A 21,665-nucleotide genomic window follows, 5' to 3' on the forward strand; every position below is an offset into this window, starting at 1 on the left:
TGGCGACGACGTGGATTCAGAAGATCTCGTCGAACAGCGCCAGCACCCGGGCCGCGTCGACCTCGACGCAGACCTGCTGTGCCGGGTGGCCGCTCCACGGCGTGCCGGTACCGTGCTCGTTGCGCCAGTCCTGGATGGTCTGGCCGGTGGCGATGCCTTCCAGCGCCACGCGCACCGGGCCCGCGCGCAGCGTGAAGGCGTCGGGCACCAGCAGGATCGCCGCGGCGCTCGCGTCGTGCGCGTAGATGCCGCCGATGCCGTCGCGCGCATCGTAGAACTGCTGGTAATGGCGCGTCGCCTGCCAGAGCAGGTCGCCCGCGCCGTCGCCACGGCCGCGCAGCTTCGCCAGGTCGGCCTCGCGCATGATCGCTTCCTGCGTCACGTCCAGCCCGACGATGGTCACCGGCCAGGCGGCGGTGAAGAGCTGGTCCGCGGCTTCGGGGTCGGCCATGATGTTGGCCTCGGCCACCGGCGACACGTTGCCGCCGTGGCCTTTCAGGCCGAAGGCGCCGCCCATCACGACGACGCGCTTCACCTTGCCGGCGATCGTCGGATCGTGCGCCAGCGCAAGCGCCAGGTTCGTGAACGGGCCGACGGCCACCAGCGTGATCTCGCCGGGCCGTTCGTTCACCAGATCGCAGATCAGCTGATGCGCGGGCCGCGGATCGAGCGGCCGCGTCGGCGCCGGCAGACGACCGGCGACGCCGCCGAGGCCGTCGTCGCCGTGCACATGCGCGGCGTCCTTGCGACGGCGCTCATCGCGCAGCGGGCCGTCGGCGCCAGCGGCGACGGGCACGTCCCGACCGTAGAGCGCGGTCAGCCCGCGCGCATTGCGCGTGGTCGTGGCGACGGGGCCGTTGCCGAAGGCCGTCGTGACGGCCACCAGCTCGAAGCGGGGGTGACAGGCCAGCAACGCGAGCGCGAGCGCGTCGTCGATGCCGGGGTCGGTGTCGAAGAGGACCGGGATGCGGTCCGATGCGGAGATCATGCTGTCCATGGGGTACTGCGCTCCAGGGTCAGGGGTTGCCGTCGGCGGAGTGTGCCCCGTTCGCGATCAGATCGGCGAGCTCGGGCAATTCCGGCAGCTCGGAGCGGTGCGGCATCGCCTGCTGCACGCCGGTGCGGCTGACCGCCAGCGCCGCCGCCAGTTGTCCCAGCGCGGCCGCGCGGGCGGGCACCAAGCCCTCGGCCAGGCCAACCGCGAGTCCGCCCACCAGCGTGTCGCCGGCGCCGACCGTGTCCACCGCGTCCACGCGGGACGCGCGCAGGTGCAGGCCGTCGGGATGCTCGTCGCTGAGCAGCCAGGCGCCGGCGCCGCCCAGCGTCACCAGCACATGGCGAGGTCCCAGCGTCCGCAGAGGCGAGGCGGTCGCGCGCGCGATGGCAATGCCGTCGGCATCGCCGGGCAGCGCCACGTCGCGGGCCAGTTGCAGGGCCTCGGTCTCGTTGACGATCAGCCAGTCGCTCAAGGCCAGCAGCGCGGCCGGCAGATCCTGCGCGGGCGCGGCATTGAGCACCGTGATCACGCCGGCCTCCCGGGCGATCTCGAAGGCGCGCTGGATCGCCGGCAGCGGCACTTCCAGTTGCGCCACGACGACCTTGGCCTGGCGCAGCAGCGCCCCGCCCTGCTCCACGTCGGCCGCGTCCAGGTCCGCATTGCTGCCGGGCACGACGACGATCGCGTTCTCGCCGCCCTCGCTCGCGACCATGATCACGGCCACGCCGGGCCACGCGGTGTCGTCGCGACGGATCGCCTGGACATGCACGCGTTCGGCTTCCAGCGCCTTCAGCAGGTCCTGCCCGTGCTGGCGCATCCCGATACGGCCGATCAGCGCCACCTCGGCGCCCAACCGGGCGGCGGCCACCGCCTGGTTGCCGCCCTTGCCGCCCGGCGTGCCGGCGAAGGCCTCGCCGATCAGGGTCTCGCCCGGCGCGGGCAGGCGCGCGGCGTGGGCCACGAGGTCCATGTTGACGCTGCCCACCACCACCACGGTGGCGGCAGCCTTTGCTGAAGTCATGAAAGCTCCGGAGACGACGGCGCCGCGGTGCTCTCGCGCAGCACGACCTGCGGCACGAGTTGCAGGTCCTTGAAGGGCGCCTGGGGATTCTCGATGCGCTCGATCAGCGCGCGGCCGGCCTCCCGGCCGAGATCGCGGATCGAGCAGCCCACGCTGGTCAGCGCGGGATAGACATAGCTGCCGAGTTCGATGGCGTCGAAGCCCACGACCGACAGCTGACGTGGCACGTTCAACCCGAGTTCGGCCGCGGCGCGCAGCGCGCCCATGCCCATCAGGTCGTTGCAGGTGAAGACGGCGGTCAGCTCGGGCTGGCGCGTCAGCAGCGCCTTGACGGCCTCGTAGCCGCCGGCGGTGCTGAAGTCGCTTTCGGCCAGCCATTCGACACGCGCCTCGAGGCCACGCTGCTGCAGCGCGTTGCGCCAGCCGGCGACGCGCTCGGTCGTCACCTCGAATTCGGCGGGGCCGCTCACGCATCCGATGCGGCGGTGGCCCAGTTCCAGCAGATGGCGGACGACCTCGAAGGCGCCGAGCTGGTTGTTCACGCTGACGCGGTCCGCGCGCGCGCCGGGCACCAGGCGGTCCACGGTCACCACCGGCACGCTCGCGTGGCGGAAGGTGCTGGCCAGCGTCTCGGCATCGCCGGCGGAGCTCAGCAGCAGGCCGTCGATGCGCTTCTCGAGCAGCGTGCGCAGATACGCCTGCTGGTGCTTGGGGTCGTTGTCCGAGTTGCAGAGGAAGACCGAGTACCCCGCCTGCCGGCACCACTCCTCGGCACCGACGACCAGCTCCGCGAAGAACGGGTTGCGCACGTTGGGCACCAGCACGCCGACGATCTTGGTCTCGCTGCGACGCAGCGAGCGGGCCACTGCGCTGGGCAGGTAGCCGATCTCGTCGACCGCCGCCAGCACCCGCGCGCGCGCCTCGGCGCTCACCGGCCGCGTGTTGTTAAGCACGTGCGACACCGTGGTGAAGGACACCCCCGCCAGCGCGGCTACATCCTTGATGGTGCTCATCGATCGATCCGGTCCTGTGCTCGTGCCAAACTGGCTGGTTCAGTCAATTGCAAACGTTTGCAAAGCATAACCCAAGGGCGGCGCGCTTCCGGCCGGGGAAGCCCGTGCATCAAATATTCAAGAGCGCTTTTCGTAGGCCCGCGTGACCCGATCGGCCAAGCGCGGGCTCTCCGCGACGCAGGGGGCTTCGCGTCCGCGAACTCCCAGCATCACTCCGGCCCCACCCTCTCACGTTGACGTCGGGTCAGGTCTTGCGGCCTGCGGAAAAGAAAAAGCCCCTGGTCGAGACTCAGGGGCTTGGTGGTGCGAACCGGCATTCCGGTTCGAAGTCCGCTGATCAGCGTTGCGCGATCGGCGTGACGTTGCGCGGGGTGGCGCCGACGAAAAGCTGACGCGGACGGCCGATCTTGTACTCGGGGTCGCCGATCATCTCGTTCAGCTGCGCGATCCAGCCGACCGTGCGGGCCAGCGCGAAGATCGCGGTGAACAGCGGCACCGGGATGCCGATGGCGCGCTGCACGATGCCGGAGTAGAAGTCGACGTTCGGGTACAGCTTGCGGGCGACGAAGTACTCGTCTTCCAGCGCGATCTTCTCCAGCTCCATCGCCAGCTTGAACAGCGGGTCGTCGTGCAGGCCCAGTTCGTTCAGGACTTCATGGCAGGTCTCGCGCATCAGCTTGGCGCGCGGGTCGTAGTTCTTGTAGACCCGGTGGCCGAAGCCCATCAGCTTGACGTTGCTGTTCTTGTCCTTGACCTGCTTGATGAACTCGCCGATCTTGGCCACGCCACCCATCTGCTGGATGTCGTTGAGCATGTTCAGGCAGGCCTCATTGGCGCCGCCGTGCGCCGGGCCCCACAGGCAGGCCACGCCAGCCGCGATGGCCGCGAACGGGTTGGTGCCCGACGAGCCGCACAGGCGCACCGTCGAGGTCGACGCGTTCTGCTCGTGGTCGGCATGCAGCGTGAAGATGCGGTCCATCGCGCGGACCAGCACGTCGTTGGGCTTGTACTCCTCGCACGGCGTGGCGAACATCATGCGCATGAAGTTGCCGGCGTACGAGAGGTCGTTCTTCGGATAGATGTAGGGCTGGCCGATCGTGTACTTGTAGGCCATCGCCACCAGCGTCGGCATCTTCGCGATCAGGCGGATCGCGGCGATCTCGCGGTGCTCGGGGTTATTGATGTCGGTGCTGTCGTGATAGAAGGCCGACAGCGCGCCGACCAGACCCGTCATCACGGCCATCGGATGCGCGTCGCGACGGAAGCCGCGCAGGAAGAACTGCATCTGCTCGTTGACCATGGTGTGGTTGGTCACGCGATTGACGAACTCTTCCTTCTGCGACGGGCTGGGCAGCTCGCCGTACAGCAGCAGGTAGCAGGTCTCGAGGTAGTCGCAGTTGGTCGCCAGCTGTTCGATCGGGTAGCCGCGGTACAGCAGCTCGCCCTTGTCGCCGTCGATGTAGGTGATCGTGGAGTTGCACGACGCCGTCGACAGGAAGCCCGGGTCGTAGGTGAACTTGCCGGTCTGGGCGTAAAGCTTGCGGATGTCGATCACATCCGGACCGATGGTGCCCTTGTACAGGGGCAGATCCATTTGCGGGCTGCCATCGGAGAACGACAGGGTGGCTTTGACGTCAGACGGGGTCATGGGCATTCCTTATGACTTCGGGGGTTCTGGTTACTGAGGGGTCCGCAGCATCGCGAGCACGGCATGAACGTCGGGCCGGTCCAGCTCGTCGGCCGGTTCCTTGCGGGCCAGCATCAGATCGAGCAGGTCGTTGTCCGACAGGTCCATCAGCTGACGCAGGCCTTCCGCGTGGAATTCGGTCAACGTGCCTTCGTGCCGCCGGAAGAACCGCTCGATGAAAAGATCATTCTCCAACAGCCCGCGGCGGCAACGCCACTTGAGCTTGGAGAGATCCCTCTCATCGATGAGGGTGTTGATGTCGGTGGCGTTCATGCGTGTGCGTGTAGCCGCCCGGAAGCGGCACGAGCGGGCTCAGACGGTGCGACGCACCATCAATTCCTTGATCTTGCCGATCGCCTTCGTCGGGTTGAGACCCTTGGGGCAGACGTCGACACAGTTCATGATGGTGTGGCAGCGGAACAGGCGGTACGGGTCCTCGAGGTTGTCGAGGCGCTCCGCGGTGGCCTGGTCGCGGCTGTCGGCGATGAAGCGGTAGGCCTGCAGCAGGCCGGCGGGTCCGACGAACTTGTCGGGGTTCCACCAGAAGCTGGGGCAGCTGGTCGAGCAGCTCGCGCACAGGATGCACTCGTACAGGCCGTTGAGCTCGTCGCGCTCTTCCGGGGACTGCAGGCGCTCCTTCTCGGGCGGCGCTTCCTCGTTCACCAGGAACGGGCGGATCGAGTTGTACTGCTTGAAGAACTGCGTCATGTCCACGATCAGGTCGCGGACGACGGGCAGGCCCGGCAGCGGCTTGAGGATGATGACGTCCGGCAGCGAACGCAGGTTGGTCAGGCAGGCCAGACCGTTCTTGCCGTTGATGTTCATCGCGTCGGAACCGCACACGCCTTCGCGGCACGAGCGGCGGAACGACAGCGACGGATCGACGGCCTTGAGCTTGAGCAGGGCGTCCAGCAGCATGCGTTCGTTGCCGGCGAGCTCCAGCTCGATGGTCTGCATGTACGGCTTGGCGTCCTTGTCCGGGTCGTAGCGGTAGATCTTGAAGGTGCGCTTGATCATGTTTGAGTGCTCCTGCGGCCGGTCAGAAGGTACGGACCTTCGGGGGGACGCTATCGACGGTCAGCGGTTGCAGATTCACCGGCTTGTAGGTCAGGCTGTTGGACTTGGAGTGCCACAGCGTGTGCTTCATCCACTCCTTGTCGTTGCGGCCCAGCGGGAATTCCGCATCGTCCGCGCCGCGCTCGAAGTCGTTCACCGTGTGGGCGCCGCGGCATTCCTTGCGCGCGGCGGCGGACACGATCGTGGCCTGCGCGGCCTCGATCAGGTTGTCCACTTCCAGGGCCTCGACACGCGCGGTGTTGAAGACCTTGGACTTGTCCTGCAGCGTGATGTTCTTGACCCGCTCGCGGATCGCGGCGACGGCGGTGACGCCTTCGTCGAGCAGCTTGCTGGTGCGGAACACGCCGGCGTGCGACTGCATCGCGGCGCGCAGGTCGTCGGCGACGCCCTGGGCATATTCGCCGCCGGCGTTGGACTCCAGGCGGTTCAGGCGCGACAGCGTCTGGTCGGCGGCGTCCTTGGGCAGCGGCTTGTGCGACTTGCCCGAGTTCTTGACGGCGTCCACGATGTGGTTGCCCGCGGCGCGACCGAAGACCAGCAGGTCCAGCAGCGAGTTGGTGCCCAGGCGGTTGGCGCCGTGCACCGACACGCAGGAGCACTCGCCCACCGCGTACAGGCCGTTGACGACATCCTTGTAGTTGTCGCCCTTGGGGGTGACGACCTGGCCGTGGACGTTGGTCGGGATGCCGCCCATCTGGTAATGGATGGTCGGCACGACGGGGATGGGTTCCTTCGTGATGTCGACGTTGGCGAAGTTGTGGCCGATCTCCAGCACCGACGGCAGGCGCTTGGCGATGGTGTCGCCGCCCAGGTGGGTCATGTCCAGCACGACGTAGTCCTTGTTGGGACCGCAGCCGCGACCTTCCTTGATCTCCTGGTCCATGCAGCGCGAGACGAAGTCGCGCGGTGCCAGGTCTTTCAGCGTCGGGGCGTAACGCTCCATGAAGCGCTCGCCGTTGGCGTTGCGCAGGATCGCGCCCTCGCCGCGGCAGCCTTCGGTCAGCAGCACGCCCGCGCCGGCCACGCCGGTCGGGTGGAACTGCCAGAACTCCATGTCCTGCAGCGGGATGTCGGCGCGCGCCGCCATGCCCAGGCCGTCGCCGGTGTTGATGAAGGCGTTGGTCGACGCGGCGAAGATGCGGCCGGCACCGCCGGTCGCCAGCAGCACGGTCTTCGCTTCGAGGATGTGGACCTCGCCCGTCTCCATCTCCAGCGCGGTCACGCCGACGCAGTCGCCGTCGGCGTCGCGGATCAGGTCCAGCGCCATCCACTCGACGAAGAAGTTGGTGCGGGCCTTGACGTTCTGCTGGTACAGCGTGTGCAGCAGCGCGTGGCCGGTGCGGTCGGCCGCGGCGCAGGCGCGCTGGACCGGCTTCTCGCCGTAGTTGGCCGTGTGGCCGCCGAACGGACGCTGGTAGATCGTGCCGTCCGGGTTGCGGTCGAACGGCATGCCGAAGTGTTCGAGCTCGTAGACGACCTTGGGCGCTTCACGGCACATGAACTCGATGGCGTCCTGGTCACCCAGCCAGTCCGAGCCCTTGACGGTGTCGTAGAAGTGGTAATGCCAGTTGTCCTCGGACATGTTCCCCAGGCTGGCGCCGATTCCGCCCTGGGCGGCCACGGTGTGCGAGCGGGTGGGGAAAACCTTGGACAGGACGGCCACGTTCAGGCCGGCCAGCGACAGTTGCAGCGACGCGCGCATGCCGGAGCCGCCGGCTCCCACGATCACGACGTCGAATTTGCGCTTGGGCAGCGAGGTTCCGATTTGCATTTCTTACAGCCTCCAGAGCACTTGGATCGCCCAACCCGCGCAACCCGTCAACCACACCAGTGTGAACGTGTGCAGGAACAGCCGCACGCCCACCGGTTTCACGTAATCCATCCAGATGTCGCGCACGCCGACCCAGGCGTGGTACGCCAGGGACACGATCAGCGCGAAGGTCAGGAACTTCATCCACTGCTTGCTGAAGATCCCCGCCCACAGGTCGTAGCCGATCGGCTGGCTGGTGAATAGCACTTGCGCGAGCAGCACGAGGGTGAACAGCGCCATGAGCAGCGCGGTGGCGCGCTGGACCATCCAGTCGCGCAGGCCGTAATGCGCACCGGTGACGATGCGCTTGCTTCCGTAGGTTGTCATTGTTGATTTGCCTCTTGGGTCAATCGTCGGAACTCAGCCCGACCGCGCGGCACGCCGCGCGGTCGCGGCATGATCAGTACAGGCCGAACAGCTTGGCGCCGAGCGCCAGCGTCAGCACGACGCTCAGCACCAGCGTGACGATCGCGCTGTTCTTGCCCTGCGCCTTGCTCACGCTGTGCGTGGCGTCCATCCACAGGTGGCGCACGCCGGCGATGAAGTGGTGCAGGTAGCCCCAGATCAGGCCCAGCGTCACGAGCTTGATGAACCAGCCCGGCAGGAAGCCGATGCCGGACACGAAGGCCGCGGTGAAGGTCTCGTACGAGATCTCGGACGTGAGGCTGGTGTCGAACATCCAGATCACGAACGGGAGCAGGAAGAACATCAGCAGGCCGCTGATGCGATGCAGGATCGAGACGATGCCGGCCGGAGGCAAGCGGTACGACACGATCTGCGTGACATGGATGTTGGTGTAGACCGGTCGATTCTTCTTGGTGGCTTGGGTGGCGTCCGTCATGTCCGACCTTGTAATCAATGTGAAACCCGAAGATTTTATGGCAACGCAACACCCCTCAAGGGTGTCCTGGGCGCATCTCGTCTTCTGGCGTTGCCATGAAAACGTCAGCGCCGCAACGCGAAAGCATCAGTTCAGGCTGTTGCGATAAAAGTGGTGGGAAGTGTTGTAGAGACCGCGGCGCAACTCCACCGGCTTGTCGCCGTAGGTGAAGGAGAGCCGCTCCACGCTCAGCAGCGGACTGCCGGGCGCTACCTGCAGCAACGCGGCGGCGTCTTCCTCCGCCGCGACCGCACGGATCTTTTCCTGCGCCCGGATCATGGGCACGTTGAATTCGGTTTCGAGCAGGCTGTAGAACGGGCCGCGATGCTCGAGCAGCCGCTCGGTCGTCAGCCCCTTGAACAGCGCGCCGGGCAGCCAGATGTCGTCGAGCACGACCGGATGGCCGCCGCTGTGCAGCAGGCGGCGGATCTCGATCATCGGATCGCCGGCGCGCAGCTGCATCAGCTTGGCGATGAAGGCCGGCGCGCGCTGGCGCTTGCAGTCCAGCAGCTGGCGGCCGAGCGACGAAGCCTCGTCGGCGTCGGGCGTCAGCCGCAGGAAGCGGTATTGCTGCTGCTGTTCCGCATGGGTGGCGACGAAGGTCCCCTTCCCCTGCTTGCGGACCAGCAGGTTGTCGGCGGCGAGTTCGTCGATGGCCTTGCGCACGGTCCCCTGGCTCACCCCGAAGCGGGCCGCCAGGTCCATCTCGCTGGGGATGGTCTCCCCCGCCTTCCACTCGCCGGCCTGCAGCCCCTTCAGGATCAGTCCCTTGATCTGGCGATACAGCGGGCTGAACGACGGCGCGGCCTCCGCACGCGCCAGCTCATTGAGCGGCGTCACGGGGTGGACCGGGGCGGCGGGGGGCGACATGGGGCGCGATTCGAGCACAAACCCGGAGACAGCGTCCACCCTGTAGAGGGAGTCCGACCGGATTAGTCTTATATAAGACAGAAGAGTGTCAGTTTCGCGCAATGCCGATGCGCTACTTTTGGGGGCAGCTCCCCACACCGGTGGGCGAAGAAGACCCTATCGCGATCCGTGCCGAGGCCGTGCTGTCCTACACTTGCCGCCGCTGGCGCGGACTGCGCCTCACGCATCATTCACTCGCACTTCTCGGAGACCCTGATGAGCAAGAAACCCGTTCGCGTCGCCGTCACCGGCGCCGCCGGCCAGATCGGCTATGCCCTGCTGTTCCGCATCGCTTCCGGCGAGATGCTGGGCAAGGACCAGCCCGTCATCCTGCAACTGCTGGAGATCCCCGACGAGAAGGCCCAGAACGCGCTGAAGGGCGTGATCATGGAGCTGGAAGACTGCGCCTTCCCGCTGCTGGCCGGCATCGAGGCCCACAGCGACCCGATGACCGCCTTCAAGGACACCGACTACGCCCTGCTGGTCGGCTCGCGTCCGCGCGGCCCGGGCATGGAACGCGCCGAACTGCTGTCGATCAACGGCGCCATCTTCACCACGCAGGGCAAGGCCCTGAACGCCGTGGCCTCGCGCAACGTCAAGGTGCTGGTGGTCGGCAACCCGGCCAACACCAACGCCTACATCGCGATGAAGTCGGCGCCGGACCTGCCGGCCAAGAACTTCACCGCCATGCTGCGCCTGGACCACAACCGCGCCGCCTCGCAGATCGCCGCCAAGACCGGCAAGCCGGTCGCCGGCATCGAGAAGCTGGCCGTGTGGGGCAACCACTCGCCGACGATGTACGCGGACTACCGCTTCGCCACGATCGACGGCCAGTCGGTCAAGGCCCTGATCAACGATGAAGAGTGGAACCGCACGACGTTCCTGCCGACCGTCGGCAAGCGCGGCGCCGCGATCATCGCCGCCCGCGGCCTGTCGTCGGCCGCCTCGGCCGCCAACGCCGCCATCGACCACATGCGCGACTGGGCCCTGGGCACCAACGGCAAGTGGGTCACGATGGGCATCCTGTCGGACGGCTCCTACGGCATCCCGAAGGAAGTCATGTTCGGCTACCCGGTGACGGTCGAGAACGGCGAGTACAAGATCGTCCAAGGCCTGGAGATCGACGAGTTCTCGCAAGCCGCGATCAAGAAGACGCTCGACGAACTGCTCGAAGAGCAGAACGGCGTGAAGCACCTTCTGTAAACCACCCCTACCGCCTTCGGCGGCCCCTCAAGGGGCGGCTCCGAGGGCTGGCAAAGCCAGATCCTCGTGCCCTGCTTGAACAGGACCAGGCTTCGCCGGTCCGTCGCTGAAGGCAGTATCGTTGGGCCGACCTTCGCAAGAGGGTCGGCCCTTCTTCTTTCAAGCCCCATCCATCCATGACCGCCCTCCTCACTCCCGCCCAGGCCCTGTTCGAAGAAGGCCAGGCGCCCGTCGTGCTGCCGGTCGTCGATCACTACTGCGGCGTCGAGGCGCGCATGATCAAGAGCCTCGAGCTGCAGGTGCGGATGGGGCCGGTCTTCGACATCACGCTCGATTGCGAGGACGGCGCCCCGGTCGGCGGGGAGGCCGAGCACATGCTGCTGGTGCTGCACCTGCTGAACGGCTCGCTGAACGCGCACGGCCGCGTCGGTGTGCGGGTGCATCCGTTCAAGCATCCGGCCTTCGAGGCCGACGTCGAGGCGGTGATCGCCGGCGGCGGCGAGAAGCTCGCCTTCCTGATGATCCCGAAGCCCGAAGGCATCGACGATCTGAGCCGCGCCGTCGCCTTCATCGACGACAGCCTGAAGCGCCACGGCATCCGCAAGCCGCTGCCGCTGCACACGCTGATCGAGACACACGGCGCCCTGCGCGACGTGATGGCGATCGCGGCGCATCCGCGCATCGAATCGCTCTCCTTCGGCCTGATGGATTTCGTCTCCGCGCATCGCGGCGCGATCCCGCGCTCGGCGCTGACGGTCGACGGCCAGTTCACGCACCCGCTGGTGCAGCGCGCGAAGCTGGCGATCGCCGCCGCCGCGCACAGCTACGGCAAGACGCCGTCGCACTGCGTGGTCACCGAGTTCAAGAGCGAACGCGCGATCCAGCACGCCGCCGAGCGCGCCGCGCGCGAATTCGGCTACACGCGGATGTGGAGCATCCACCCGAACCAGATCCAGCCGATCATCGATGCCTTCGCGCCCAGCGTCGCGGAGATCGACGAGGCCATCGACATCCTGCAGGCCGCGCAGGCCGCACAGTGGGCGCCGATCCAACACCGGGACATGCTCCACGACCGCGCGAGTTACCGTCTGTTCTGGCATCTGCTGCAGCGCGCCCACGGCACCGGCCAGAACCTGCCGACAGAGGTGGCGCAGACCTGGTTCGCACCGCATCCATCGCCCCTGTGACGCCCCGCAGCCCCGTGAAGACCCTAGCAACGATCAACCGTTTGACACATTAAATCCCCGCTTCAGGGGACGCGGGCGCAGTCACAATCCCGCATCGCCGAGCTCCGGCACTTCGTTTTTCCGGTCGTCGCTTCGGCCGGTGATTCAAGCTTTCCCAGGTCCAACTTCCACGCCCTCCCCATGCGACTGACCGCCCTCCTCCTCTCCGGCGCCGCTGCCGCCGCGCTCACGCTGACCGCCGGCATCGCCGCCGCGCAGCCCGCCGCCAACACCGGCACCGCCAAGCCCGCGGCACCGGCCAAGACGGCCAAGCCCGCCGCGAAGACGACCGCAGCCAAGAAGGCCGCCCCCGTCAAGGCGCCGCCGCCGCCCCTGCCGGAAGCGAACGAGGAACAGCTGGCCGCCGCCAAGCGCGCCTACCTCGGCCTGTACGAGTGCGAGTTCAAGCAGTCGATCACCATCGAGCCGAACACCAAGGACGTGGGCTACATCAACGTGGCCTTCAAGAAGGACACCTTCGTGATGAAGCCCGTGCTGTCGACCACCGGCGCCCTGCGCCTGGAAGACGTCACCGGCCGCACGCTGATGGTCCAGATCGCCAACAAGTCGATGCTGCTGGACGTGAAGGCCGGTCAGCGCCTGGTCGACGACTGCATCCACCCGGAACAACGCGCCGCGATCGAAGCCGCGCGTGCCTCGTCGGCCCCGGCCGGCGGCGGCCTGGGCATCACCCCGAGCGCCCAGTAAACACCGCGCCCCGCTGGACGAAGCCGCCTCTTGAGGCGGCTTTTTCATGTCCAGCCTGCCCCGCGTCGTCGGGACGCTCCTTATCCATACTGCGCCGGTCGGGCTTCAGGCGGGGCGCTGGCTTTCACGACCCGGAAGTACGTACAATTCATGCATACTTTCTGGTTCATACCGACAGTGCGCTTGCGCCCCCGGTCATGACAACGCCAGAGCCGTCGTCTAATCTCCCAGCACCGCCAGGAGCCCGCATGGAAGCCACCGTCGCCGAACGAGGTCAGATCACCCTGCCCAAGGCCGTCCGCGACGCGCTGGGGCTGACCAAGGGCACGACACTCAAGGTCGAGCTCGACGGCGCGCGCATCATCCTGCGCAAGAACGTCGACGACGCCATCTCCCGCGCCCGCGGCCGCTTCAAGCTGCCCGAAGGCACCGCCACCGACGACGTGATGCGCGACCTGCGCGGCCGCGCGCCGGATGAGGCGACCGGGGAAACCGCCGACGACGGCAAGGCCGCCTGATCCGATGATCGCCGTCGACAGCTCCGTCCTCATCGACCTCCTGGGCGACGCACCCGGCGCGGACGCGGCCGAGGCCGCGCTGCGCCTGGCGCTGTCCAGCGGTCCGGTGGTGCTGTGCGACGTCGTGCTGTCCGAGGTGACCGCCGGCCTGGGCCACGGCTCCGAGGTGATGGACGCGCTGGAGGAGATGGGCCTGAGCTTCCTGGCCATCGACCAGCGTGCCGCCATCCGCGCCGGCGAGATGCAACGCAAGTTCAAGCAACGGCTGGCGCAGAAGAACGCGGACAAGGGGGCGGACGCCGCCTCGTCGCGCGCCATGCCCGACTTCCTGGTGGGTGCGCACGCGATGCTGCAGTGCGACGGCCTGATCACCCGCGACCAGGGATTCTTCCGAGACTATTTCAAGGGCCTCAAGGTCATCGTGCCCAGCGCACCCTGACCCCGGCCCGATTTTTGACCCAAGCAGAGACAACGACTGGAGTTCGCATGCTGCAAGCCTACCGCCAACACGAAGCCGAACGCGCCGCGCTCGGCATCCCGCCGCTGCCGCTCGACGCCAAGCAGGTGGCCGAGCTGATCGAGCTCATCAAGGCCCCGCCCGCCGGTGAAGACGCCTTCCTGCTGGACCTGCTGACCCACCGCGTGCCTCCGGGCGTGGACGACGCCGCCAAGGTCAAGGCCAGCTTCCTGGCCGCCGTCGCGCACGGCGACCTGTTGGTCGGCCTGATCTCCAAGGCCAAGGCCACCGAGCTGCTGGGCACCATGGTCGGCGGCTACAACGTGCATCCGCTGATCGAGCTGCTGGACGACGCCGAAGTCGCCGGCGTCGCCGCCGCGGGTCTGAAGAAGACCCTGCTGATGTTCGACTACTTCAACGACGTCGCGACCAAGGCCAAGGCGGGCAACGTCACGGCCAAGGAAGTGATGCAGAGCTGGGCCGACGCGGAGTGGTTCACCTCGCGCCCCGAGGTGGAAAAGAAGATCACCGTCACCGTCTTCAAGGTGCCCGGCGAGACCAACACCGACGACCTGTCGCCGGCCCCGGACGCCTGGAGCCGCCCGGACATCCCGCTGCACTACCTGGCGATGCTGAAGAACACGCGTCCTGACGCGGCCTTCAAGCCCGAGGAGGACGGCAAGCGCGGTCCGATGCAGTTCATCGAGGACCTGAAGAAGAAGGGCCACGTCGTGGCCTACGTCGGCGACGTCGTCGGCACGGGCTCGTCGCGCAAGTCGGCGACCAACTCGGTGATCTGGGCCACCGGCCAGGACATCCCCTTCGTCCCGAACAAGCGCTTCGGCGGCGTGACGCTGGGCGGCAAGATCGCGCCGATCTTCTTCAACACGCAGGAAGACTCGGGCTCGCTGCCGATCGAGGTCGACGTCAGCAAGCTGGAAATGGGCGACGTCATCGACGTGCTGCCGTATGAAGGCAAGCTGGTGAAGAACGGCCAGACCGTCGCCGAGTTCAAGCTCAAGAGCGACGTGCTGTTCGACGAAGTCCGCGCCGGCGGCCGGATCAACCTGATCATCGGCCGCTCGCTGACCGCCAAGGCGCGCGAGTTCCTGGGCCTGCCGGCCTCGACGCTGTTCCGCCTGCCGCAAGCCCCGGCCGAAACGAAGGCCGGCTTCACGCTGGCGCAGAAGATGGTCGGCCGCGCGGTCGGTCTGCCTGAGGGTCAGGGCGTGCGTCCGGGCACCTACTGCGAGCCCAAGATGACCACCGTCGGGTCGCAGGACACGACCGGCCCGATGACCCGCGACGAGCTGAAGGACCTGGCCTGCCTGGGCTTCTCGGCCGACCTGGTGATGCAGTCCTTCTGCCACACCGCCGCGTACCCGAAGCCGGTGGACGTGAAGACGCACCGCGAGCTGCCCGCCTTCATCTCCAACCGCGGCGGCGTGTCCCTGCGTCCGGGCGACGGCGTGATCCACAGCTGGCTGAACCGCCTGCTGCTGCCCGACACCGTCGGCACCGGCGGCGACTCGCACACGCGGTTCCCGATCGGCATCTCGTTCCCGGCGGGTTCGGGCCTGGTCGCCTTCGGCGCCGCCACCGGCGTGATGCCGCTGGACATGCCGGAATCGGTGCTGGTGCGCTTCAAGGGTGAGATGCAGCCTGGCGTGACGCTGCGCGACCTGGTGCACGCGATCCCGCTGTACGCGCTCAAGGCCGGTCTGCTGACCGTCGCCAAGGCCGGCAAGAAGAACATCTTCTCGGGCCGCATCCTGGAGATCGAAGGTCTGCCCGACCTGAAGGTCGAGCAGGCGTTCGAACTGTCCGACGCCTCGGCCGAGCGCTCCGCCGCCGGCTGCACGATCAAGCTGAATCCGGCGCCGATCAAGGAGTACCTGAGCTCCAACGTCGTCCTGATGAAGAACATGATCGCCGACGGCTACGCCGACGCGAAGACGCTGCAGCGCCGCATCGAGAAGGTCGAAGCCTGGCTGGCCAAGCCCGACCTGCTGGAAGCGGACAAGGACGCCGAATACGCGGCCGTGATCGAGATCGACCTGGCCGACATCACCGAGCCGATCGTCTGCTGCCCGAACGACCCGGACGACGCCAAGGTGCTGTCCGAAGTCGCCGGCACGAAGATCGACGAGGCCTTCATCGGCTCGTGCATGACCAACATCGGTCACTTCCGCGCGGCGGCCAAGCTGCTGGGCGGCCAGCGCGACATCCCGGTCAAGCTGTGGGTCGCGCCGCCGACCAAGATGGACCAGAGCGAGCTGATCAAGGAAGGCCACTACGCCGCCTTCGGCACGGCCGGTGCGCGCACCGAGATGCCGGGCTGCTCGCTGTGCATGGGCAACCAGGCGCAGGTCCGCGAGGGCGCGACGGTGATCTCCACCTCCACGCGCAACTTCCCCAACCGTCTGGGCAAGAACACCAACGTGTTCCTGGGCTCGGCGGAACTGGCCGCGATCGCCTCGCGCCTGGGCCGCCTGCCGACCAAGGAGGAGTACCTCAAGGAAATGGGCGTCATCGACGCCGACAAGGCCAGCGTCTACCGCTACATGAACTTCGACCAGATCGAGGAATACGCGGAAACGGCCAAGACGGTCGCGTGAGGCACCGAGCGACCTGACGGTCGCCCGACTTGGAGATCGGCGGGGGATTTTGAGTCCCCTGCCCCTCGCCAGAGAACAAGGGCCCGGAGGTGCGAACCTCCGGGCCCTTTGCATTGCGCTCGTGCGGGCAGGACTCAGCCGCCGATGACGCCGCAGGCGACACGCGCTCCGCCACCGCCCAGCGGTGCGGGATGGTCGGAGTGGTTGTCGCCGCCCATGTGGACCATCAGCGCGTGGCCCTTCACCTCGTCGATCTTCTTCAGACGCGGCGAGAGCACCGGGTTGGACGACTGGCCGTCATGTCCGACGTACAGCGGCGGCAGATCGCCGAGGTGGCCGTCGCCCCACGGCTCGCCGTGGTGCTTGCTGCCCAGCGGATCGAAGTGGCCGCCGGCGGCGCCGGCCGGCGTGACCGTGCCGTCGGCGGCGGTGGATGGCGCGCACGACGGCTTCTCATGCACATGGAAGCCGTGCACACCGTGCGGCAGGCCGGCCAGTTGCGGATAGAACGCCAGGCCATAGGGCGTCTCGACGATGCGCACCGTGCCGGCCGAGGCGCCGGGGCCGTCGGGCTGCGCCATGGACAGATTGACGGTCAGCTCGGCCGCGTGGGCGGCCGACAGGGCGGAGCCGGACACGAGCAGGCCCAGGCACAACGACTTCACGAGATTCATTCAAGGCTCCTTGGGGGAAAACGGAGAGACGGAAACAGGCATGCGGGACAGGGCGCGCGCTCGACCACGCGAGCGCGTCGGAGCGCGAGGCACCGGATTACCAGCCGCCCTTGGCCACGTACTTGTTGCCGTTGGCCTGATAACGGGCGATGGCGTCCTTGAGTTCCGTGTGCTGCTCGCAGGACGACTTGCACTCGGTGGCCAGCGACGCGAGGCGGGCCTGCGCCTTCGCCAGGTCGCCCTTCATCAGGTAGAGCTCGCCGGAGTACTCCAGCGTGTTGCGGTGATGCGGATCGATGCGCAGCGCCTCGTCGTAGTAGCGTTCCGACGCGGCCAGATCGGGGCTGGCGGCCTTGCGCGACACGTAGCCCATCAGGTTGTTCCAGTCGGCGCTGCGGCGGTCGTCGACGCGCTTCAGTTCGTCGCGGGCGGCTTCCCATTGGCGGGCTTCGATCAGCTGACGCGCGGTGGCCAGACGGTTCACGGCCGGCGCGGGTGCGGCGGACGGCGGCGGCGCCGTGTCGGCGGCCTGGACGGATGGCATGGCACCGGCCAGTGCCCAGACGGCGGCCATCAGGGACAGCAGTTTCAAAGTCTTCATGGGTTGCTCCTCAAGCTCAAACGTGATGCAGGACATCCTGCTCTCTGACGTACGGGTCTGACGTGAAAGCGGACGCACCGGCTTTCAAAAATCGTTGTAACGGTTCGTCCGAACGGATCCGCGGCAAGCCGCTTCACGAGGTCCTCAGCGGATCGTCACCGCACCTTGACGCGGACGCCTTCAACACGGCTGTCGCGGGCGTCCGCGGTGCGGGAAAGGATGATCGGCGAAGACGTCGCTCACCGCGACGGGGCGGCCGCCCAGAAGAGGTAGTCGGCGGTGTAGCCCACGCGCTCGATCCGGCCCGATGCCGCAGTCGTGCACTGCGTGGGCGCTGGCGCGACACCGCCGACGGTGTTGATGCGCTGCACCGCGTCGACGGGTTCCAGCGCGCCCGGACCGGTACGCGACGCCACCGTCAGGAGCAGCCAGGGAATCGCCCCCGTCGTCGGCGCCGGGACCGATGCCTTGGCCTGTCCGACGATGCGGGAGCCGTCCGCCAGGCGCCAGAACGGACCGGCGCCGTGGTCGCCGACTTTTGCGCCGCGCGCGTCGAACAGCGTCGCTTCAGGGCCGCGGAATTTCCACTCCCAGGCGCTGTTCGCGCCCTGCGTGCATTCGTAGATCTGGACGCCGACGGCGTGGACCTGGAGCAGCTGGCGCGATCCCTCCGCGGGGCGCAGCACGGCGGGGACTTCCGGGTCCTTCACCGCGACGGCGGTCGTGGGGTCGTCGGGCAGCCGGGACAGTTCGTCCGCGGAGGGACGGGTGGCCTGCGCGCTCGCGCAGGCGGCAAGGGCAAGAGCGGAAAAGATGGCGGGGCTCAGACGCATCATGGCGATCTCCTGGGTCGGATGGGAAACGAGCGGCGTCGGTGCCGCACATCAGCCACTTACGGCGACCGCTTCTGTTCGGATGCAGCGCGTGATGCCGGCTGGCATGCCGACCAGCGCGCGACCCGCGTGCCGGCCGCCGTCGATGTGGTTCAGAGCGCGCGCCGCAGCGCCTCGGCCCGGGCCTGATGCACGCGCACGCGACTTTCCAGCCACGTGTGGCGATGGCTGCCGGCGGGCGGCGCGAGGCGGTCCAGCAGCCGCGCATAGGTCGCGCCGAGCGCTTCGAAATCGCGGTCCAGGCCGCCATCCCAGGCCGGCGCCTCATCCGGGGCGAACGCCTCGACCGGCACCAGCGTCTCCACCACGACGAGGGTCTCGAGGGGCACGAGGTGCTCGATCGACGGCGGCGGGCAGCAGCCCATCGCGGAGGTCTGATGCGTCCGCTGGAACTCGCCGGCGAGGCCGTCGACGAGCGCGTCGGGGCGCCGCACGCCGATGCGTCGGAGGCGTTGTTGCGACTCGGGCCGGGAGCAGGCATCTCCAAGCTGGCGCAACTGGATCAGCACGCGGACCCACAGGGCGCGCACTTCGCGGCAGGCGTCGCCGGAGGACTCGCCGGCGGCGTCGCCACGGGGCATCCGCGCCGCGAGCACGCAGCGTTGCATCGTCATGCCTGTCTCCTCTGGTCTCTGCGGACCTGTGGTGGCTCCGCGGCCCGCCAGGGGCCGCGGATGGCGATCGAGGCCGCCGGCCCGGACCCGCCGGCCGGCGGCCTCGCCGCCTCGTCAGAGGCGCGTTCATCGCGCCCCTGTCGTCTCTCCGATGCTCAAGCCAGGTCGAAGCGGTCCAGGTTCATCACCTTGGTCCAGGCCGCGACGAAGTCCTTGACGAACCGGCCCTGCGCCTCGGCACCGCCGTAGATCTCGGCCAGCGCACGCAGCACCGCGTTCGAACCGAACACCAAGTCGACGCGCGTTCCGGTCCAGCGCGGCTGACCCGTCGCGCGGTCGCGGCCCTCGAAGACATCGGGATCCGCGGCGCTCGCCTGCCACGTCGTCGTCATGTCCAGCAGGTTGACGAAGAAGTCGTTGCTGAGCACCTCGGGCCGGTCCGTGAACACGCCGTGCGCGCTCTGCCCGGCGTTGGCGCCGAGCACGCGCAGTCCGCCCACCAGCACCGTCATCTCCGCGGCGCTCAGCGTGAGCAGTTGCGCTTTATCGACGAGCAATTCCTCCGCCGAGACGGTGAACGTCGACTTCTGGTAGTTGCGGAAGCCGTCGGCAACCGGCTCCAGCACGGCGAAGGACTCGACGTCGGTCTGGTCCTGCGACGCGTCCGCGCGACCCGGCGTGAAGGGCACGGTCACCGCATGGCCCGCCGCCTTCGCGGCCTGCTCGACGGCGGCACCGCCGGCCAGCACGATCAGGTCGGCCAGCGACACCCGCTTGCCGCTGCCGGTCTGGTCGGCGTTGAAGCCCCGCTGGATGGCGCCGAGCACCGCCAGCACGTCCGCCAGCTGGCTGGGCTCGTTGACGGCCCAGTCCTTCTGCGGGGCGAGGGCCACGCGCGCGCCGTTGGCGCCGCCGCGCTTGTCCGAGCCGCGGAAAGTCGAGGCCGAGGCCCAGGCCGCCGACACCAGCTGCGACACGGTCAGGCCCGAGGTCGACACGCGCGCCTTCAGCGTCGCGATGTCGCGCTCGTCGATGACCGGATGGTCGACGGCGGGGATCGGGTCCTGCCACAGCAGCACTTCCTGGGGCACCTCGGTGCCGAGGTAACGCGCGCGCGGCCCCATGTCGCGGTGGGTCAGCTTGAACCAGGCACGCGCGAACGCGTCGGCGAACTGATCGGGATGGGCCAGGAATCGGCGCGAGATCTTCTCGTACGCCGGATCGACGCGCAGCGACAGGTCGGTCGTCAGCATGGTCGGCGCATGGCGCTTCGACGGGTCGTGCGCATCGGGGATGGTGCCCGCGCCGGAGCCGCCCTTGGCCTGCCACTGATGAGCGCCTGCCGGGCTCTTCGTCAGTTCCCAGTCGAAGCCGAACAGGTTCTCGAAGAAGTTGTTGCTCCACCGGGTGGGCGTGGTGGTCCAGGTGACCTCGAGGCCGCTGGTGATCGCGTCGCCGCCGTGGCCCTTGCCGAAGCTGCTCGCCCAGCCCAGGCCCTGCGCGGCGAGGTCCGAGCCCTCGGGCTCGACACCCACATGCGAGGCGGGCCCCGCGCCGTGGGTCTTGCCGAAGGTGTGGCCGCCGGCGATCAGCGCGACGGTCTCCTCGTCGTCCATCGCCATGCGGGCGAAGGTCTCGCGGATGTCTCGCGCGGCGGCGATCGGATCCGGATGGCCGTTGGGGCCTTCCGGGTTCACGTAGATCAGGCCCATCTGCACGGCCGCCAGCGGCCTGGCCAGCTCGCGGTCGCCGCTGTAGCGCTGGTCGTCGAGCCACTTGGCCTCGGCGCCCCAGTTGATGTGGTCCTCGGGTTCCCACTGGTCGACGCGGCCGCCGGCGAAGCCGAAGGTCTTGAAGCCCATCGATTCGAGCGCGACGTTGCCGGCCAGGATCATCAGGTCGGCCCACGAGATTTTCTGGCCGTACTTCTGCTTGACGGGCCAGAGCAGGCGGCGGGCCTTGTCGAGGTTGCCGTTGTCGGGCCAGCTGTTCAGCGGTGCGAATCGCTGCTGACCGCCGCCCGCACCACCACGGCCGTCGGCGGTGCGGTAGGTGCCGGCGCTGTGCCAGGCCATGCGCACGAACAGCGGACCGTAGTGGCCGAAGTCGGCCGGCCACCAGGGCTGAGAGTCCGTCATCAACGCATGCAGGTCGCGTTTGATGGCCGCAAGGTCGAGGCGCTTGAACTCCGCGGCGTAGTCGAAGTCCTGACCCAGCGGGTCGGACTTGGACGAGAGCTGCCGCAACACGGCCAGGTTCAGTTGGTTGGGCCACCAGTCGCGGTTGGTCCGCGCCGCGGGCGCACGTGCGCCGCCATGGCCCGTCACCGGGCACTTGCCTTCTTCACTCATCGCTTCTCCAGATTTGCTGCTGATCCCGCGTTCGCGCAGCGTCGAATCGTCCTGCGCCGCGGGCGTCCGTCCCTTCTGTGGAAGGGCGGGGTCAGTATTTGCTATCGATCTTCATTGGGCCATTTGCAATTTCTAATGACCCGGATAGCAGCAAACTTGGGGAAGTGGTGCGGCGGGGGCAACAAGTGACCCCCGGAGGTCGGAAACGGTTGTCGGCGAAGCGCGCTGACGAGCGTCGACCGGGTTCATTCCGCTCAGGGTAAAGGTGTGCCAGCCATGGTGATTGATCGGCTGGGGTGGTCCTCCCACACTTGGCCGGCAAGCCTGATTCGACATCGGTCGATGCCATCGTCGTCATCGCGCCTTCGTCCTGGCACGCCGGTGCCGCGAGCGGTGTCCTTCAATTTT

Annotated in this window: 21 protein-coding genes; 6 read left to right on the top strand and 15 right to left on the bottom strand. The window is 67.9% G+C overall.

Features of this window, described 5'->3' with window-relative positions:
• Window positions 1–16: 16 nt before the first annotated feature.
• From ACQ86G_RS25735 to ACQ86G_RS25780, 10 genes are all read right to left on the bottom strand, one after another.
• Complete coding sequence (locus ACQ86G_RS25735; RefSeq protein WP_431257940.1) at window positions 17–997, bottom strand: nucleoside hydrolase; 981 nt, start codon at window positions 995–997, stop codon at window positions 17–19.
• A 19-nt stretch (window positions 998–1,016) separates the two neighbouring features.
• Entirely contained in the window at window positions 1,017–2,018 is a 1,002-nt protein-coding gene (locus ACQ86G_RS25740) for a ribokinase (RefSeq protein WP_431257941.1), read from the bottom strand.
• Window positions 2,015–3,031 (bottom strand): LacI family DNA-binding transcriptional regulator, encoded by a 1,017-nt coding sequence (locus ACQ86G_RS25745; protein ID WP_431257942.1) that lies wholly within the window; start codon window positions 3,029–3,031, stop codon window positions 2,015–2,017. Before ACQ86G_RS25745 ends, ACQ86G_RS25740 begins: the two co-directional genes overlap by 4 nt.
• 337 nt (window positions 3,032–3,368) lie before the next feature.
• Window positions 3,369–4,679 carry a citrate synthase gene (gene gltA / locus ACQ86G_RS25750; protein WP_088408872.1) on the bottom strand — a complete coding sequence of 437 codons (1,311 nt, stop codon included), beginning with the start codon at window positions 4,677–4,679 and terminating at the stop codon, window positions 3,369–3,371.
• A gap of 30 nt (window positions 4,680–4,709) precedes the next feature.
• On the bottom strand, window positions 4,710–4,991 hold the full coding sequence (locus tag ACQ86G_RS25755; protein WP_431257943.1) for a succinate dehydrogenase assembly factor 2: 282 nt from the start codon (window positions 4,989–4,991) through the stop codon (window positions 4,710–4,712).
• Window positions 4,992–5,030: 39 nt separating this feature from the next.
• Window positions 5,031–5,735: a succinate dehydrogenase iron-sulfur subunit gene (locus ACQ86G_RS25760; RefSeq protein ID WP_067273709.1), complete on the bottom strand. Its 705-nt coding sequence runs from the start codon at window positions 5,733–5,735 to the stop codon at window positions 5,031–5,033.
• Between the two features lie 22 nt (window positions 5,736–5,757).
• Entirely contained in the window at window positions 5,758–7,566 is a 1,809-nt protein-coding gene (gene sdhA, locus ACQ86G_RS25765) for a succinate dehydrogenase flavoprotein subunit (RefSeq protein ID WP_431257944.1), read from the bottom strand.
• A 3-nt stretch (window positions 7,567–7,569) separates the two neighbouring features.
• Window positions 7,570–7,932, bottom strand: a complete 363-nt coding sequence (gene sdhD, locus ACQ86G_RS25770) for a succinate dehydrogenase, hydrophobic membrane anchor protein (RefSeq protein WP_331614721.1) — start codon at window positions 7,930–7,932, stop codon at window positions 7,570–7,572.
• A 73-nt stretch (window positions 7,933–8,005) separates the two neighbouring features.
• Complete coding sequence (gene sdhC, locus ACQ86G_RS25775; RefSeq protein ID WP_431257945.1) at window positions 8,006–8,446, bottom strand: succinate dehydrogenase, cytochrome b556 subunit; 441 nt, start codon at window positions 8,444–8,446, stop codon at window positions 8,006–8,008.
• Window positions 8,447–8,572: 126 nt separating this feature from the next.
• Entirely contained in the window at window positions 8,573–9,355 is a 783-nt protein-coding gene (locus tag ACQ86G_RS25780; RefSeq protein WP_431257946.1) for a GntR family transcriptional regulator, read from the bottom strand.
• A gap of 255 nt (window positions 9,356–9,610) precedes the next feature.
• Between ACQ86G_RS25780 and ACQ86G_RS25785 the strand changes: the two genes are divergently transcribed.
• From ACQ86G_RS25785 to acnB, 6 genes are all read left to right on the top strand, one after another.
• Complete coding sequence (locus ACQ86G_RS25785) at window positions 9,611–10,597, top strand: malate dehydrogenase (RefSeq protein ID WP_431257947.1); 987 nt, start codon at window positions 9,611–9,613, stop codon at window positions 10,595–10,597.
• A gap of 176 nt (window positions 10,598–10,773) precedes the next feature.
• Window positions 10,774–11,784: an HpcH/HpaI aldolase/citrate lyase family protein gene (locus ACQ86G_RS25790; RefSeq protein ID WP_431257948.1), complete on the top strand. Its 1,011-nt coding sequence runs from the start codon at window positions 10,774–10,776 to the stop codon at window positions 11,782–11,784.
• A gap of 180 nt (window positions 11,785–11,964) precedes the next feature.
• Window positions 11,965–12,531, top strand: coding sequence for a hypothetical protein (locus ACQ86G_RS25795; protein WP_431257949.1), 567 nt, complete (start codon window positions 11,965–11,967; stop codon window positions 12,529–12,531).
• A gap of 248 nt (window positions 12,532–12,779) precedes the next feature.
• Window positions 12,780–13,049 (top strand): AbrB/MazE/SpoVT family DNA-binding domain-containing protein, encoded by a 270-nt coding sequence (locus ACQ86G_RS25800; RefSeq protein ID WP_431257950.1) that lies wholly within the window; start codon window positions 12,780–12,782, stop codon window positions 13,047–13,049.
• A gap of 4 nt (window positions 13,050–13,053) precedes the next feature.
• Complete coding sequence (locus tag ACQ86G_RS25805; RefSeq protein ID WP_331615773.1) at window positions 13,054–13,488, top strand: type II toxin-antitoxin system VapC family toxin; 435 nt, start codon at window positions 13,054–13,056, stop codon at window positions 13,486–13,488.
• A 47-nt stretch (window positions 13,489–13,535) separates the two neighbouring features.
• A complete protein-coding gene (acnB, locus tag ACQ86G_RS25810; RefSeq protein ID WP_431257951.1) occupies window positions 13,536–16,124 on the top strand; it encodes a bifunctional aconitate hydratase 2/2-methylisocitrate dehydratase in 2,589 nt (862 codons plus the stop codon).
• Window positions 16,125–16,258: 134 nt separating this feature from the next.
• Here acnB and sodC read toward each other — a convergent pair whose 3' ends face one another.
• The 5 genes from sodC to katG all read right to left on the bottom strand — a co-directional run bounded on the left by sodC (window position 16,259) and on the right by katG (window position 21,257).
• Entirely contained in the window at window positions 16,259–16,798 is a 540-nt protein-coding gene (sodC, locus tag ACQ86G_RS25815) for a superoxide dismutase [Cu-Zn] SodC (RefSeq protein WP_431257952.1), read from the bottom strand.
• Between the two features lie 97 nt (window positions 16,799–16,895).
• A complete protein-coding gene (locus tag ACQ86G_RS25820) occupies window positions 16,896–17,399 on the bottom strand; it encodes a tetratricopeptide repeat protein (protein ID WP_431257953.1) in 504 nt (167 codons plus the stop codon).
• Between the two features lie 239 nt (window positions 17,400–17,638).
• Window positions 17,639–18,235: a DUF3455 domain-containing protein gene (locus ACQ86G_RS25825; RefSeq protein ID WP_431257954.1), complete on the bottom strand. Its 597-nt coding sequence runs from the start codon at window positions 18,233–18,235 to the stop codon at window positions 17,639–17,641.
• Between the two features lie 149 nt (window positions 18,236–18,384).
• A complete protein-coding gene (locus ACQ86G_RS25830; RefSeq protein WP_431257955.1) occupies window positions 18,385–18,906 on the bottom strand; it encodes a hypothetical protein in 522 nt (173 codons plus the stop codon).
• Between the two features lie 155 nt (window positions 18,907–19,061).
• A complete protein-coding gene (gene katG, locus ACQ86G_RS25835; RefSeq protein WP_431257956.1) occupies window positions 19,062–21,257 on the bottom strand; it encodes a catalase/peroxidase HPI in 2,196 nt (731 codons plus the stop codon).
• Window positions 21,258–21,665 lie beyond the last annotated feature (408 nt).

The organism is Roseateles chitinivorans (assembly GCF_050632145.1).
Taxonomy (GTDB): domain Bacteria; phylum Pseudomonadota; class Gammaproteobacteria; order Burkholderiales; family Burkholderiaceae_C; genus Roseateles; species Roseateles chitinivorans_B.

Bases quoted from the DNA above. Each gene is read 5' to 3' on its own strand.
- ACQ86G_RS25830 (WP_431257955.1), bottom strand. From the start codon at position 18,906: ATGACGATGCAACGCTGCGTGCTCGCGGCGCGGATGCCCCGTGGCGAC.
- gltA (WP_088408872.1), bottom strand. From the start codon at position 4,679: ATGACCCCGTCTGACGTCAAAGCCACCCTGTCGTTCTCCGATGGCAGC.
- acnB (WP_431257951.1), top strand. From the start codon at position 13,536: ATGCTGCAAGCCTACCGCCAACACGAAGCCGAACGCGCCGCGCTCGGC.
- ACQ86G_RS25800 (WP_431257950.1), top strand. From the start codon at position 12,780: ATGGAAGCCACCGTCGCCGAACGAGGTCAGATCACCCTGCCCAAGGCC.
- ACQ86G_RS25820 (WP_431257953.1), bottom strand. From the start codon at position 17,399: ATGAAGACTTTGAAACTGCTGTCCCTGATGGCCGCCGTCTGGGCACTG.
- ACQ86G_RS25825 (WP_431257954.1), bottom strand. From the start codon at position 18,235: ATGATGCGTCTGAGCCCCGCCATCTTTTCCGCTCTTGCCCTTGCCGCC.
- ACQ86G_RS25805 (WP_331615773.1), top strand. From the start codon at position 13,054: ATGATCGCCGTCGACAGCTCCGTCCTCATCGACCTCCTGGGCGACGCA.
- katG (WP_431257956.1), bottom strand. From the start codon at position 21,257: ATGAGTGAAGAAGGCAAGTGCCCGGTGACGGGCCATGGCGGCGCACGT.
- ACQ86G_RS25760 (WP_067273709.1), bottom strand. From the start codon at position 5,735: ATGATCAAGCGCACCTTCAAGATCTACCGCTACGACCCGGACAAGGAC.
- ACQ86G_RS25790 (WP_431257948.1), top strand. From the start codon at position 10,774: ATGACCGCCCTCCTCACTCCCGCCCAGGCCCTGTTCGAAGAAGGCCAG.
- ACQ86G_RS25780 (WP_431257946.1), bottom strand. From the start codon at position 9,355: ATGTCGCCCCCCGCCGCCCCGGTCCACCCCGTGACGCCGCTCAATGAG.
- sdhC (WP_431257945.1), bottom strand. From the start codon at position 8,446: ATGACGGACGCCACCCAAGCCACCAAGAAGAATCGACCGGTCTACACC.
- ACQ86G_RS25735 (WP_431257940.1), bottom strand. From the start codon at position 997: ATGGACAGCATGATCTCCGCATCGGACCGCATCCCGGTCCTCTTCGAC.
- sdhA (WP_431257944.1), bottom strand. From the start codon at position 7,566: ATGCAAATCGGAACCTCGCTGCCCAAGCGCAAATTCGACGTCGTGATC.
- ACQ86G_RS25785 (WP_431257947.1), top strand. From the start codon at position 9,611: ATGAGCAAGAAACCCGTTCGCGTCGCCGTCACCGGCGCCGCCGGCCAG.
- ACQ86G_RS25795 (WP_431257949.1), top strand. From the start codon at position 11,965: ATGCGACTGACCGCCCTCCTCCTCTCCGGCGCCGCTGCCGCCGCGCTC.
- ACQ86G_RS25740 (WP_431257941.1), bottom strand. From the start codon at position 2,018: ATGACTTCAGCAAAGGCTGCCGCCACCGTGGTGGTGGTGGGCAGCGTC.
- sdhD (WP_331614721.1), bottom strand. From the start codon at position 7,932: ATGACAACCTACGGAAGCAAGCGCATCGTCACCGGTGCGCATTACGGC.
- ACQ86G_RS25755 (WP_431257943.1), bottom strand. From the start codon at position 4,991: ATGAACGCCACCGACATCAACACCCTCATCGATGAGAGGGATCTCTCC.
- sodC (WP_431257952.1), bottom strand. From the start codon at position 16,798: ATGAATCTCGTGAAGTCGTTGTGCCTGGGCCTGCTCGTGTCCGGCTCC.
- ACQ86G_RS25745 (WP_431257942.1), bottom strand. From the start codon at position 3,031: ATGAGCACCATCAAGGATGTAGCCGCGCTGGCGGGGGTGTCCTTCACC.